A 14489-nucleotide genomic window follows, 5' to 3' on the forward strand; every position below is an offset into this window, starting at 1 on the left:
TCTCAATCCTTGAACTGGTAGACGATGTAGAGGTCGTTGCGGAACACCTCGCGGTAGGCGGTCAGCTTGTGAGACGCCTGCAGCTCGGTGAACGTCTGGTCGGCGCCGTTGCCCGATCGGGTGACGATCCACCGGATCTGCTGGCCCGGCGGATTGCTCAGCGCCGGGTCCCACTTCTGATAGCTGCCTTCGTAGACGTTGTTGTTCAACGGGATCCGCGCCTTGAACAGGATCGACTCGTTGCCGAACGACTCGATCAGGATCACGCCGCCGTCGTAGTGCTCGGCCAGGAAAGCGCTCGTGGTGTCTGCTGTCTCGGGGAAGCCGACGCTGCCCTCGGTCGCGGTGACCACGCCTGCCGGACCGTGCGACTCGGCCGGGATCAACGTCCACGCCGCGGCGACCATCGCGCCCGCGACCCAGCACCGCGCCGGCAGCACGCTGACGAGATAACCGACCAGGATCGCCGCGGGAACCACCAGCATCAATCCGAACCGCACGTTGTAGAGGTCGTGGTTGATCTGCATCACGTGCAGCGGACGCTGCCCCACGGTCAGCGCGAACACGAAGAACGGCGCGATCACCAACAATCCGAGCACCGGCAGTGAGTCCAGTTGGCGGCGTGCGAGGAGACAGCCCGCCCCGACGATCATCGCGAGCGTCACCGCGATCCCGAGATTCTCGACCACGGCGTACCAGTACGTCTGCGCGGCGACCCAGGGGTGGCCCACCGAGGGCTCCCCCTCCCCCACCCATAGCGAGGGTTTGGCGTACTGCCCGTTCTGAAAGTTCAGCGCGTTCCCGAAGATGAGCTGGTTCCAGCCCATCCACAGCACGATGGCCGCCCCCGCGACGAAGCCGAAGGCCAGGGACATGCCCGCGACGGCGTGCCTGCCGTACTGCCGCCACGTGACCACCGCCACCACCGCGCCCATCGTCAGCGTCAGCGGCCACGCCTCATAGCGGGTCAGACACGCGATGAACGCGGCCACGGCCGCGGCGAACAGGTACCGGTACTTGCGTTCATGGTCGGTGACCTGGATCCAGCGCTGGATGTAGTAGGCCATCGCGACGATCGCGGCGAACAACAGCAGCTCGGTCATCGGCGTGGACTGCATGTAGAGCACGTTGGGGTTCAGAGCGAACACCGCGGTCGCGGCCAGCGCCGCCGGCCTGGAGCGGGTGAGGTCGAGCGCCATCTTGTAGACGTAGACGCACGCGACGACATAGGCGATCATGCTCACCGCGCTGCCGGCGAACCCGCTGTAGTAGAACGGGGTGAACCACACCAGCGGCAGCATCAGGACGTGCGGCAACGGAAGCCACACACCGCCGAGCTGCGCGAAGCCGGCCGTCGGGCTGTTCAGCGTCCTGGCCGCTATCTGGAGGTGGGAGATGGAGTCCTTGTACCCGAGCGCCATGCCTTTGCTGACGAAGTAGGCGTACGCGGTGATCGACAGCACCGTCGCGGCCGCCGCCACCCACCGCACCGTACGGTCGCTACGCTCGACCGGCGCGCGGTGTTGCGGCTCAACGCTTTTCGGTGCCGGGGTGGACGTCCCCGCCAGGGTGGTCACACCGCCTCCTGACCGGCGACGGGCAGGTAGGCCTGCAGCGCGCTGGGCACCGGTGCGACCGCGCGCACGGCGAGTTCGCGACGCACGAGATAGAGATCGCGGAACGACCGCAGCACGACCTTGGGCTGCAGGCCCGACTGGGTTCCGTGGGCACGGGGGTAGTGCGGGACGGGCACTTCGACACACCGGGTGCCTGCGCGGTGCAGCCGGGCCAGCAGTTCCGGTGAGATCGCCGCGTAGTCGCTGCGCAGTTCGGGCACGACCGCCTCGATGGCGCTCCGGTGCAGCAGTTTGAAGCCGCAGTCGACGTCGGTGGCGTCGTATTTGAGCACCATCCTGCTGATCAGGTGCCAGCCGCGCCCGGCGATGCGCCGTACCACGTTGTCGGCGCGCTTGAGCCGCACCCCGAGCACCACATCGACGTGGTGGGTGTACGCGGTCACCATCAGCAGCGCCATGTCACCGGGGTTGAACTGGCCGTCGGAGTCACAGAACGCCACCCACTCGCAGCCCGTCGCGAGCGCGGCCGCGAAGCCCGACCGCAGGGCCCGGCCGTAGCCCTGGTTGCCGTCGTGCGTGACGACCGAAACCGCCTGGCTGGCGGCGAACTCGGCCAGCACGGCAGCGGTGCCGTCGGACGAACCGTCGTCGACCACGATGACGGCCCGCTCGGAGATGCCGGCCTCGTCGAAGAACCGGTGCGCCCGAGCGATGACGTCTCCGAGGTTGGCGGCCTCGTTGTAGGCGGGCATGAACAGCGCCACACTCGGCGAGTGCGACGTATCGACGGGCAGCGTTCTCATGATGGCCTTCTCCGGTGTGGTGAGTGACTTCGGTTGGGTGGGCTGGGCTTTGAACACGATCAGGTGGTTGACGAGGAAGGTCCACACTGAGCTGGCGACGTTGGCCGCGAGCATGGCCGCCCAGTACGGCAGACCGAGGTGGACCAACAGGTAGAACACGCTGGCGTTGACCAGGAACACCGACACGAGCGCGTTGGCGTTGAACTTCAGCCACCGCAGCCGCACCAACTCCTCGTGACGGCGGTCGCCCCAGGTGAACAGCAGGCTCAGCACGAAGTTCACCTGAGCCGAAGCAAGGAACGCGACCACGTCGGCGTAGTACAGGTGCATGAACCCGTCGAGCAGGTGCAGCAGTCCTAGCTGCACCACGAAGCACCCGCCACCGACGATGCCGAAGCGGCAGATGCGGGTGATGGGGCGTAGAGACACGGCGTCACCGGTCATCGTGGGCAACCTTGCGTCGGGGCTGTGGGGGCCGTGGGCTATACCGCGACGGCGGCGGGAGCGGTGACGTCGGCGCCGGTGACGACGACGTGGTCGAACACCGAGGTGTTCACCTGGGATCCGTTGTGTGACGTGACGAACAGCCCTATCTCGACGTCGGCGCCGAGATCCAGGGTGACCGTGCCCAGCCGGGTCCACGTGACGCCGTCGGCCGAGGTGTAGCCGGTGAGCTGAGTTCCGCTGCGGCTCAGACGGACCCATCCTTCACCCGGGGTGTGCGGCGCCGATCCGACGTCGACGGCGAATCCGTGTTGCATCGTCACACCGTTGGCCGGGGTGACTGCGACCAGCACGTAGGGCGCTCCGGCGGCCGCCGACTGCTTGATCATCACGCCGCTCTTGGCCCAATCGTCGGTCCCGGATTCCTGGGCTGCGACCCGAGCGACGATGTCGCCGTCGCCGGTCAGGCTCTGGTGCACGAAGTGGAACTGGTCCGCTTCACCCCAGATGTCGTCGCCGGCACCGTTGACGGTGAACGTGCCACCGGCGTAGGTCGCCGATCCGGCCAGCCGTGGCGCCCCGACGTCCTCGGTCACCCAGGGTGCGGGCGGCACCGACGACGTCGCGCTCTTGTCCACCGAGACCTGGTCGAATGTCGCAGTCGCGAGCGCGGAGCCGTCGTGGGCGCTCACGAACATCCCGATGATCGCATCATCGCCGAGTGGCACTGTGGCCGAACCGACCTCGGTCCACAGCAGGCCGTCGACGGACACCAGCCCGGTGACCGTGTTGCCGGCACGGACCAGCTTGAGCCAGTCGCCCGTCGTGGCCGCCGCGGAGTTCGCATTGAACCCGTGCTGGAAGTTGACACCGTTGGCCGGTGTCACGGCGAGCAGCGCGTACGGGGCACCGGCCGCGGCCGATTGTTTGACGATCACGCCCGCCTTGGCCCACCCGTCGGTGACACCGGTGAACGACGCGACGTGGGCCACGATCACGCCGTCCCCCGGCAGGCTCTGGTACGCCAGGTGCATCTGGTCCGCGCCGCCCCAGATGTCGTCACCGCTGCCGGTCAAGGTGTACGTGCCGCCGGAGTGGGTGGTACTGCCGGTCAGGCGGGTCCCGCCGACGTCGGTGCTCCTCCACTGCTTGCCGGACACGATGCTGACGTTGTCGAACCGCGTCGTGTTGAGCGTGTCGTACTTGTGTGAGGTCACCGCCAGACCGCCGGTCACCCCGCCCGCCATGGCCAGCGTGGTCTCCCCCACCAACGTCCAGGCCAGGCCGTCCGAGGAGGTGTAGCCGCGGAACACATCGCCTTGGCGCTCGAGTTTCAACCACGCGTTCGGGAGCGTGTACGCCGCCGAGCCGCCGTCACCGTCGAAGTCGTACTGGAAGGTCACCCCGTTCTCCGGGGTGACGGCGAGCAGGACGTACTTGCTGCCCGCGGTCGCCGACTCCTTGATGATGATCCCGGACTTCGCCCAGTCGTCGGTGTCGGTCTGCGACGTCACCCGCGCGATGATGGTCCCGTCGCCGTCGAACGGCTGGTACACGTAGTGCATTTCGTCGGTCGGACCCCAGATGTCGCCTCCCGCACCGCGGATGGTGAACACGCCGCCGCCGTAGGACGAGTAACCGGTCAGCGTCGGGTGCCCGATGTCGGTCTCACGCCACGGCGTCGGCGGGGTGCTGAACTTGTCGTAGTTGACGGTGTAGGTACCGCCGGTCAGCGGTGTGACGATGATGTGGGTGGCCGCTTCGCCGTTCGACCAGCTGTTGAACACCAGCTGACCGTCGGGCAGGTATTGGGGCGACACCGCACCCACCACGCGTTCGACGCCCACGACACCCATTTCGGTGAACGTGCCCCGGTGCGGTATGCCGTCGATCGTGTACACCGCGTTCGGATCGCTGGCGGTGAACGTCATCGGCGCCAGGCGGGGTTTGATCTCCACGGTTTCGGTGGTGGAGAGTCCGCTGCTGTCGGTGACCGTGAGGGTGATGCGGTAGAAGGTGGTGTCGACGTTGTCGGAGCTTCGCGGCAGCACCACCATCCCGCTGGGTCCGATGATGTTGTCCCGGAAGGGATGCACGTGGTCCGCGTGACCGAACTGGATCGTCCACTTGTAGGCGGCGTCGGGAAGCACGCCGTCCTCGGCATCGGCGCCGACACCGGTGAACGAGAGGACGTCGCCGGCGCTGTACTGCGAGTTCTGCACGGGGCTGGTGATCGTCGCGGTCGGCGCGGTGCTGCCCACCACGATGCGTTGGGTCGCCCTGCCGGTTTTCTCACCGTCGCTGACGGTCAACGTGACGAGGTAGGAGCCGTTGGTGCTGAACACCCTCGTCGGATTGGCCTCGGCAGAGGTGGTTCCGTCACCGAAGTCCCACGCGTAGGTCAGCGTGGTGCCCGGATCCGGATCGGTCGATCCGGCCGACGAGAAATCGATGGCCAGCGGCGGCAACCCGTTGTCCCTGCCGGCGGTGATGACCGCCGACGGTGCCCGGTTGCCGCCGGACGGCACGATCCGGGACAGCGTGCCGGGGAAGATGTTCAGCTGGTAGATGTTCCCGTCGGGGCCCTGCGCGAGCTTGACCGCGGTGCCGGCGTCGTCGTCGAAGATCTCCTCGGAGATGAAGCTGGTGAACTGGGAGTCGAACGTCAGGGTCTTGATCCATCCGAGCGTGTAGTCGGCGATGAAGACCTTGTTGAGGTACTCGTCGCCGAGTTTGTCGCCGGTGTAGACCATCACCGAGGTGATCGAGCCTGCCTTCGCCGGCGCAGGGGTGTGCGCGTAGGTGTAGATCGGATTGACGTATCCGCAGTTGGTGCAGACGCCTTCGGCAGACGGCCAGCCGTAGTTGGCGCCCCCGGTGACGATGTTGAGTTCCTCCCAGGCGTCGCCGCCGACGTCGCCGGAGAGCAGCTGTCCGTCGGGGGTGAACGTGAACCGGAACGGGTTTCGCAGTCCGTACGCCCAGATCTGCGGGATCGCTCCGGGAGTGTCGAGGAACGGGTTGTCGGCGGACGCGGTGCCGTCCGGATTGAGTCGCAGGATCTTGCCGTGGACGTTGGACAGGTTCTGCGAGTTGGGGTTGTAGGTGTTCATCCCCATGGCCCAGTACAACTTGCCGTCCGGACCGAAATGCACCTCGCCGCCGTGGTGATAGATGTTTCCGGGTTGGTCGGATTCCATCAGCACGACTTCGGACGCCGGGTCGGCGGTGTGTCCGGTGACGGTGAGCCGGGAGAGCCGGTCGAAGTTCTGGGCGGTGGTGTACGAGACGTAGAGGTAGCCGTTGTCGTCGAAATCGGGATCGAGTTCGATGCCGAGCAGACCCCGCTCCTCGTCGGTGTCCGTGGGCAGCGTGACGAGCGTGATCACCGGTTCGGCGTGCACGTGTCCGTCGTGAAACAGCTTGATGGCGCCGCCCTTCTCGGCGACCAGGATGTCCCCGTTGGGCAGGAAGCGGAAGTCCGTGGGTTGCACCAGACCGTCGATGAGCACCTGGCGCTCGAGGTGCTCGGGCAGCCCGTGCCGTACGGCGTCCGGATCGTCGATCGGGTCGTGAACCCCGGGGATGTCCGCGCGCCCCGCCACGGGCGGGCCGGCTACCACCTCTGCGACGGGAGGCCGCGGACGTTGGGCGACATAGGGTTCGAGTTGCCTTCTGACCCAGGCCAAGACGGTCCACAGCAACGGCGTGTTCGTCTGCGTGATGGGCCCGTTGTCATCGAGCAGCGGCGCCAGCACGGAGTCGAGCACGGTCGCGACCATCGTGATCAACGGGTGCACTCGGGCGGCTTTCGGCGGCTGAGGCGGCACAGCGGACGAGCCGGCGATCGCACTCGTTCCTGTCGCCGACGTCGCGGGCCGGGCCGTGAACGCGGCAGGCAATGAGGCTGCGGCGCTCGCTTCGTCATCGATAACCGTTGCCGTGCTGAGCATTTCGTCACGCCCACCGGCTACCTGCCCGCTCCCGTCGCCGCGGCCGAGCTGGAGACCGGCGCCGGCCGATCGAGGATCCGGCTGCGCATCCTGATGGCCCGAGCCCGAAGGTACCGGCGGTGTGGCGGATTCGGGGATGACGACGTCTCCCACCGGCGCGGGCCCTTCGGTCTCCACCCCCGCTGGGCCGGGTTCTTCCGGAGTGTCGAGTGGATCCCCCTCTGCCTCAACGGCATCGGGCGGACTCTCCGCCACCGGGGGTTCCTCGTCGGCTGGATCTCCCGAGCCGTCCGGATTACCCGAGCCGTCCGGCACATCCGCTGCCGACCCGTCGTCGTCCGTCTCGGTCGCATCGTTGCCACCCGATGGCGTCGCCCCCGGATCTGTCCCGGTACCCCCGCCTGCAGTAGCCGCCGAACCCGACACAGAGCCGGATTCCGCACTCGCAGAGGATGTTTCGGTCTCGTCGGCCCACGCAAGGCCGGACCCGAACATTCCACCGACGCCGAGCGCCACGGCCAGTGCCCCGATGTGTCCCACGTGCTGCGCGGTCCCGCGACGGACGCGGTTTCGCGAGTGGCATGGACTCATGAATCCCCCTGGAGCCAACAGCGACCCCCGTCGGCTGCGCTCTGCAGGAACTATGGCATGGAAGTTATAGCAAATCTATCGCCTGCGACAGTTCCAAACATGCACCGTTGCGTGCGCATGTATATCGCGGGGATCAGCGAACTCAGACGTCCGACGGTGCCATAGGTGACATTCAGAGATACAACCAAGTCAACGGGCTGACATTCAAGTGCCACTGTGACATTCGGCTATGGCGCGTTTACCAGCCGCTAACACAATCCCGAGATCAGCCGGAGCGTCGGTCACGCAATCATGAGACCTAGGATGCGGCTCCAGCAACGCCGAGTTGTTTCGGTGCTGTTACCGGTGCCTCGACATCGGCTCTGTACCAGGGATTGTAAGGGCCCCGTCGACGAAGTCGGCGGCAGCTCAACGCTCCTCAGTCCACCAGTGCGCGCAGGAAGAACCCGAGATTCGCGGGACGCTCGGCCAACCTGCGCACCAGGTAGCCGTACCACTGGGTGCCGAACGGCACGTAGACGCGGACGTGGCTGCCCTGCCCGGCCAGCCGCCGCTGCTCGGCGTCGCGGATGCCGTAGAGCATCTGGTATTCGAAAGCATCGGCCCCACGGCGGTATTCGCGTGCCAACGCGGGCACAGCGTCGACGATCTCGGGGTCGTGTGAGGCCACCATCGGGTAGCCGTTGCCCGCCATCAGGATCCGCAGACACTGCAGGTACGAGTCGGTGACCTCGTCACGGTCCCGGAAGGCGACCGAGGCCGGCTCGTCATAGGCGCCCTTGCACAAGCGGATTCGCGCACCGCCGGCCGCTGCGAACTCCGCGCAGTCCGCCCGCGAGCGTCTCAGGTAGGCCTGCAGCACGGTGCCCACCCAGTCGTAGTCCACCCGCAGGTCACGCACGATGGACAACGTCGAATCGGTGGTGGTGTGGTCCTCGGCGTCGACGGTCACCCACACGCCGGCGGCCAGCGCCCGTTCGCAGATCGCGCGTGCGTTCTCCAGCGCGATCTTCTCGCCGTCCCGGGGCAAGGCCTGCCCCAGCGCCGAAAGCTTCAGCGACACCTCGGTCGGCGCCACGTCCGCAGCGGTCTCACCGCGGACCGCGAGTGCGTCGATCAGCGCGTGGTACGCGGTGACGGTCGCCGCGGCCGCGTCGGCGTCGGTGACGTCTTCACCGAGGTGGTCGATGGACACCATGCGGTGTGAATCGCGCAGCTGGGTGACCGACGTCATCGCGTCGTCGATGGTCTCCCCCGGCACGAAGCGACGAACCACCTCCCGCGTCACCGGGATCCGCTCGGCGGCGCGGCGCAGTCCGTCACGTCGGGCCGCCGCCAGGATCACCGGACGCGCGACCGTGCCGAAGACGCCCACGGCTACACCTCCATGTGGGGATAGGCGTGCCGGGTCGACGGCACGAACGTCTCCTTGATCGAGCGCGCCGAGGTCCACCGCAGCAGGTTCATCGGCGAACCGGCCTTATCGTTGGTGCCGGAGGCCCGCGAGCCGCCGAACGGTTGTTGCCCGACCACCGCACCGGTCGGTTTGTCGTTGACATAGAAGTTGCCCGCCGCGTGCCGCAACCGCTGTTGGGCGGTCAGCACCGCGGAGCGGTCGTCGGCGATCACCGCGCCCGTCAGCGCGTAGCGGGCGGTGCGATCCACGACGTCGAGGATGCGCTCGTAGTCGCCGTCGGGGTAGACGTGCACGGCCAGCAGCGGGCCGAAGTACTCGGTGCTGAACGCCTCGTCTGTGGGGTCGTCGGACAGCATGACCGTGGGCTGCACGAAATAGCCTTCGCTGTCGTCGTATTCACCGCCGACCGCGATGGTCACCCCGGCGGCACCCTTGGCCCGTTCGATCGCGGTGACGTTCTTGGCGAACGCGCGCTCGTCGATCAGCGCGCCGCCGAAGTTGGCCAGGTCGGTGACGTCGCCGTAGCGCAGGGCCTCGGTGGCGTCGAGGAAGTCCTCGCCCATCTTCTGCCACACCGACCGCGGGACGTAGGCGCGCGAGGCGGCCGAACACTTCTGCCCCTGGTAGTCGAACGCACCCCGGATCAGCGCCGTGCGCAGCACATCCGGCTGCGCGGAGGGATGCGCGACGACGAAGTCCTTGCCGCCGGTCTCGCCGACCAGCCGGGGATAGGTGTCGTAGCGGTCGATGTGGGTGCCCACCTCCCGCCACAGGTGCTGGAACGTCGCGGTCGACCCGGTGAAGTGGATGCCGGCCAGTCTGCGGTCGGCCAGCAGCACCTCCGAGACGGCCTTCCCATCACCGCCCAGCAGATTGATCACCCCCGGCGGCAGGCCCGCCGCCTCCAGCAGCTGCATGGTCAGGTAGGCCGCGAACATCTGCGTGGGCGAGGGCTTCCACACCACCGTGTTGCCCATCAGCGCTGGCGCCGTGGGCAGATTCCCGGCGATCGCGGTGAAGTTGAACGGGGTGATGGCGTAGACGAAACCCTCCAGCGGCCGGTAGTCGGTGCGGTTCCACACCCCTTTCGAGCTGGTCGGCTGCTGGGCCAGCAGCTGGCGGGCGAACGCCACGTTGAACCGCCAGAAGTCCACCAGTTCGCACGGCGCGTCGATCTCGGCCTGGTAGGCGGTCTTGGACTGCCCCAGCATCGTGGCGGCTGCCATGCGTTCCCGCCACGGACCCGACAGCAGGTCGGCCGCGCGCAGGAACACCGCGGCGCGTTCGTCGAACGGGGTGGCCTCCCAGCCCGGCTTGGCGGTGACCGCGGCGTCCACCGCGGCGGCGGCGTCCGCATGCCCGGCGTTGGTCAGGACACCCAGGCGCGCCGAATGCCGGTGCGGCTGGACCACTTCCATGGTGTCGCCGGCACCCATCCGGTGGGTCCCGCCGATGACATGCGGCAGGTCGATCGGGTCGGCGGCCAGCGCGGCCAGTGCATCCTCCAGCCGGTGGCGTTCCGGGGAGCCGGGGGCGTAGTCGTGCACCGGCTCGTTGGCCGGCAGCGGCACGTCGGTTATCGCGGTGATCGCGGTCATGCACCGAGGATCGTCGCGTCGGACCTCCGTTGGCGATGTCTGATCGGACAACCGATGGCAGACTTGTTGAGGCAATCGGACAAAGGACCCACGATGGCCTCCACTCCCGGTCTCGGCCTCGGCCTCGGCCAACTGCTCCTCGCGCTGGACCGGACCATGGTCACGCTCGTCGAGGCACCCCGCGGGCTGGATTTGCCGGTGACCTCGGTCGCCCTCGTCGACGCCGACGACGTGCGGCTCGGCCTGTCTCTCGGGCCCGGTTCGGCCGATCTGCTCTTCCTGCTGGGCGGATCCGACGCCGCGGCGCTGGGGTGGGTGGAACACCACGCCGACCGGCCCGTCGCGGTCTTCGTCAAGGAACCGACCCCGCAGGCCGTCGCCCGCGCGGTGGCACTCGGCACCGCGGTCGTCACCGTCGACCCGCGCGCCCGCTGGGAACACCTGTACCGCCTGGTCAACCACGCCATCGAGCACCACGGGGACCGCAGCGACCCGCAACGGCGCTCGGGCACCGACCTGTTCGGTCTTGCCCAGTCCATCGCCGACCGCACCCGCGGCATGATCTGCATCGAGGACGCCGACAGCCGCATGCTGGCCTACTCCGCCAGCGACGAGGCCGACGAACTGCGCCGGCTGACGATCCTGGGCCGGCAGGCCCGCCCGAGCATCTCCAATGGATCGGGCAGTGGGGCATCTTCGACGCCCTGCGTGCCGGTCCGGACGTGGTCCGGGTCGCCGAGCGGCCGGAGCTGGGGCTGAGGCCGCGGCTGGCGGTCGGCATTCATCTGCCCGCCGACGCGCGGCACTCGGCACGGTTCGCCGGCACCATCTGGCTGCAGCAGGGGTCGGCGCCGCCCGCCGACGATGCCGAGGACATCCTGCGGGGCGGGGCGGTGCTGGCGGCCCGGATCCTGTCCCGGCTGGCGGCGGCGCCGTCCCAGCATGCCGCCCGCATCCAGCAGCTGCTCGGGCTGGCGGGGACAGAGGTCGGGGACGTCGCGGCGCTGGCCGACGAACTCGGCATCCCGGTGCACGGGCGCGCCGCACTGGTGGGGTTCCACCGCCACGGGGCCGCCGTACCGGCCGACGTCCTGGCGTTGAGCGCGGGCGCTTTTCGTGCTGACGCGCAGGTGGCCGCCGCGGGCGACCGGGTGTACGTGCTGTTCCCCGAGCTCAGAGCCGCCGCTGCGGTGGGTTCGTGGGCGCGCGGGATGGTGTCGTCGTTGCGGCGCGAACTCGGGCTGCAGGTGCGCGCGGTCACCGCGCCGCTGGCGGGTTTGGCCGATGCGGCGGACGCGCGCGCCGAGGTGGACAAGGTGTTCGACAGCGCCGAACGGCACCCGGGCGCAATCGACGCGGTGACCTCGCTGGACGACGCGCGCACCACGGTGCTGCTCGACGAGATCGTCTCGCACGTCGCGTCGCAGCGGCATCTGGTCGACCCGCGGGTACGCAGGCTGCGGGCCGGCGATCCGTTGATGGCCGCGACACTGCAGGCCTATCTGAACGGTTTCGGCGACATCGCCGCGGTCGCCGCGCGGCTGCACGTGCACCCGAACACGGTGCGCTACCGGATCAGACGGGTCGAGAAGCTGCTGTCGACCTCACTGGAGAACCCCGACGACCGGCTGGTGCTGGAGCTGGGACTGCGCGCGACGGAAACCTGAGCCGGTACCCGCGGTCAGGACCGATCGCCGAGACGCTCGACGGCGGCGGCGATGCGTTCGTCGGTCGCGGTCAGCGCCACCCGGACGTGCCGGGCACCGCGCGGGCCGTAGAACTCCCCCGGCGCGACGAGAATGCCCCGCTGCGCCAACCATGCGACGGTGTCGCGGCACGGCTCGTCGCGGGTGGCCCACAGGTAGAGGCCGCCCTCGGAGTGGTCGACGGTGAACCCGGCCGCCAGCAGCGCGGGCAGCAGCGCGTCGCGGCGCCGCCGGTAGCGCTCGCGCTGCTCCTGCTCGTGGAGATCGTCGTCGAGCGCGGCCACCATCGCGGCCTGGATCGGCGTCGGCACCATCAGGCCGGCGTGCTTGCGCACCGCGAGCAGTTCGGCCACCACCGCCGGATCGCCTGCGACGAATCCGGCCCGGTAGCCGGCCAGCGAGGACGTCTTCGACAGCGAGTGGATGGCCAGCAACCCGGTGTGGTCGCCGTCGCAGACCTGCGGGTGCAGCACCGAGACCGGCGTGTCGTCCCAACCCAAGCCGAGATAGCACTCGTCGGAGGCGACCAGCACGCCGCGCTCGCGCGCCCACTCGACGACCTTGCGCAGGTGTTCGACGCCGAGGATCCGGCCGGTCGGATTACTCGGCGAGTTGAGGTAGACCAGCGCCGGGGCGGATGAGCCGCTTGCGCGAAGACCAGCCAGCACCGAGGGCCCCAGTTGGGTCAGCGAATCGGCGCGGACCACCGCGGCGCCGGCCAGCAGCGCACCCACCTCGTAGGTCGGGTAGGCCAGTTCGGGCACGACCACGACGTCGCCTGCCGCGAGCCCCAGCGTGGTGGGCAACCACGCGATGAGCTCCTTGGTGCCGATCGCCGGGAGGACCGCCTCGGGCGGCACCCCGGTGATCCCGTACCGGCGCGCCAGCGCCGACACGGCGGCCTCGCGCAGCGCGGGAGTGCCGTGCGTCGTCGGATATCCCGGCGCCGAACTGGCGGCGGCCAGGGCGTCCCGGATGACCGGAGCCACCGGATCGACCGGGGTTCCGACGGACAGGTCGACGATCCCGCCGGCATGCGCGCGGGCAGCCGCGGTCGCCTCGGCGAGCGTGTCCCACGGGAAGACCGGCAGGGACGCCGACTTGCGCGGCCGGGTGAACTCAGAGGGTGCGCGCTGAGCCGTGGTACTCAGTCCTCACCCTGCGGCGGGAGATCCTTGACCGCCTGCGGGTCGTTGTCGGTCTGGCCGACCTTCGAGGCGCCGCCCGGCGAACCCAGCTCGGCGAAGAAGTCTGCGTTGCTCTGGGTGTAGCTGCTCCACTGATCGGGGACGTCGTCCTCGTAGTAGATGGCCTCCACGGGGCACACCGGCTCGCAGGCGCCGCAGTCGACGCACTCATCCGGATGGATGTACAGCATGCGTGCGCCCTCATAGATGCAGTCGACAGGGCACTCTTCGATGCACGCCTTGTCTTTGACGTCGACGCAGGGCTCGGCAATGACGTACGTCACGAACTACTCCTCAAGTCCTCTCGAACTACCTGTCCGGTGGGCTGCTAGCAGGCAGGGCTCAGCCGATGCCGTGACCAACTCAGCAAGTATCCATGCCGTGTGTCGGACGCGCAGGTCAGTGTGCCCTAACTTCGGGTGGCCTAACTTCACGCGCAACACCAGGTAGGGGTTGCGCGTGGTTACTGATACTAAACGTTGCAGATACCGCGCGCCTAGTGACACACGCCGCGGCACGGTCTCGAAAGTGTCGGATGTCGGGAATAAATTCGGACTGCGGTCCGCTTGATCCCGAGGTAACCGTCGGTCCGCCGACCCACCTCGAACGCAAGGGACACCATGACCACGACCACCACGGCACTACCCACCGGAACCTGGGCCATCGACCCGGCCCACTCGTCGATCGCCTTCTCCGTCCGCCACCTGATGGTGAGCCGGGTCCGGGGCGTCTTCGGCACCTTCGACGGCGCGATCACCGTCGACGAGAACGGCGTACCGGCGGTAAGCGCCGAGATCGCTGTCGACTCCGTCGACTCCCGCAACGAACAGCGCGACGCGCACCTGCGCTCGGCGGACTTCTTCGACACCGAGAAGTTCCCGGCCGCGACCTTCACCTCGACCGCCGTCCAGGCCGCCGTCCAGGCCGCCGGTGACGACTACGTCCTCGACGGCGACTTCACCCTCAAGGGCGTGACCCGCCCGGTCTCGCTGACCCTGGAGTTCAACGGCACCAACCCCGGCATGGGCAACGGCGAGGTCGCCGGTTTCACGGCCTCGGTGACGTTGAACCGCAAGGAGTTCGGCATCGACATCGACATGCCGCTGGAGACCGGCGGAGCAGTGATCGGCGACAAGGTGACGATCACCCTCGAGATCGAGGCCGTCCGGAAACCCTGACTGTGGGCCGTGAAACCCGCTGTTTCACAGCGGGT

The 14489-nt window shown here is 68.4% G+C and carries 8 protein-coding genes and 1 pseudogene; 2 read left to right on the plus strand and 7 right to left on the minus strand.

The window, feature by feature from the left end; genetic code table 11:
* Nucleotides 1-2: 2 nt before the first annotated feature.
* The 5 genes from C6A87_RS20735 to pruA form a co-directional block, all read right to left on the minus strand.
* Entirely contained in the window at nucleotides 3-1481 is a 1479-nt protein-coding gene (locus C6A87_RS20735) for a glycosyltransferase family 39 protein (protein ID WP_311113980.1), read from the minus strand.
* Between the two features lie 92 nt (nucleotides 1482-1573).
* Complete coding sequence (locus C6A87_RS20740; RefSeq protein WP_311113981.1) at nucleotides 1574-2824, minus strand: glycosyltransferase; 1251 nt, start codon at nucleotides 2822-2824, stop codon at nucleotides 1574-1576.
* A gap of 38 nt (nucleotides 2825-2862) precedes the next feature.
* Entirely contained in the window at nucleotides 2863-6624 is a 3762-nt protein-coding gene (locus tag C6A87_RS20745) for a PQQ-dependent sugar dehydrogenase (RefSeq protein WP_311113982.1), read from the minus strand.
* 1162 nt (nucleotides 6625-7786) lie between these two features.
* Nucleotides 7787-8743, minus strand: coding sequence for a proline dehydrogenase family protein (locus C6A87_RS20750; RefSeq protein ID WP_311113983.1), 957 nt, complete (start codon nucleotides 8741-8743; stop codon nucleotides 7787-7789).
* Nucleotides 8744-8745: 2 nt separating this feature from the next.
* Nucleotides 8746-10374 (minus strand): L-glutamate gamma-semialdehyde dehydrogenase, encoded by a 1629-nt coding sequence (gene pruA, locus C6A87_RS20755; RefSeq protein WP_311118022.1) that lies wholly within the window; start codon nucleotides 10372-10374, stop codon nucleotides 8746-8748.
* A gap of 102 nt (nucleotides 10375-10476) precedes the next feature.
* Here pruA and C6A87_RS20760 point away from each other — a divergent pair.
* Nucleotides 10477-12050 (plus strand): annotated as a pseudogene (locus C6A87_RS20760) (PucR family transcriptional regulator).
* 14 nt (nucleotides 12051-12064) lie between these two features.
* On the opposite strand, the gene dapC reads toward C6A87_RS20760, so the two are convergent.
* Nucleotides 12065-13240, minus strand: coding sequence for a succinyldiaminopimelate transaminase (gene dapC, locus C6A87_RS20765; protein ID WP_311118023.1), 1176 nt, complete (start codon nucleotides 13238-13240; stop codon nucleotides 12065-12067).
* Entirely contained in the window at nucleotides 13237-13560 is a 324-nt protein-coding gene (gene fdxA / locus C6A87_RS20770) for a ferredoxin (RefSeq protein WP_311113984.1), read from the minus strand. The genes dapC and fdxA overlap by 4 nt, the downstream gene beginning before the upstream one ends.
* Before the next feature lie 336 nt (nucleotides 13561-13896).
* Here fdxA and C6A87_RS20775 point away from each other — a divergent pair, with 336 nt between their 5' ends.
* The gene (locus C6A87_RS20775; RefSeq protein ID WP_311113985.1) at nucleotides 13897-14454 is read left to right on the plus strand and encodes a YceI family protein; all 558 of its coding nucleotides are present in this window, start codon (nucleotides 13897-13899) and stop codon (nucleotides 14452-14454) included.
* Nucleotides 14455-14489: the final 35 nt, after the last annotated feature.

The organism is Mycobacterium sp. ITM-2016-00317, from assembly GCF_002968295.1.
Classification (GTDB): domain Bacteria; phylum Actinomycetota; class Actinomycetes; order Mycobacteriales; family Mycobacteriaceae; genus Mycobacterium.

What these genes read in the sequence shown, in the direction of transcription:
- C6A87_RS20740 (WP_311113981.1), bottom strand. Translation starts at nt 2,824, where the DNA reads ATGACCGGTGACGCCGTGTCTCTACGCCCCATCACCCGCATCTGCCGC.
- C6A87_RS20775 (WP_311113985.1), top strand. Translation starts at nt 13,897, where the DNA reads ATGACCACGACCACCACGGCACTACCCACCGGAACCTGGGCCATCGAC.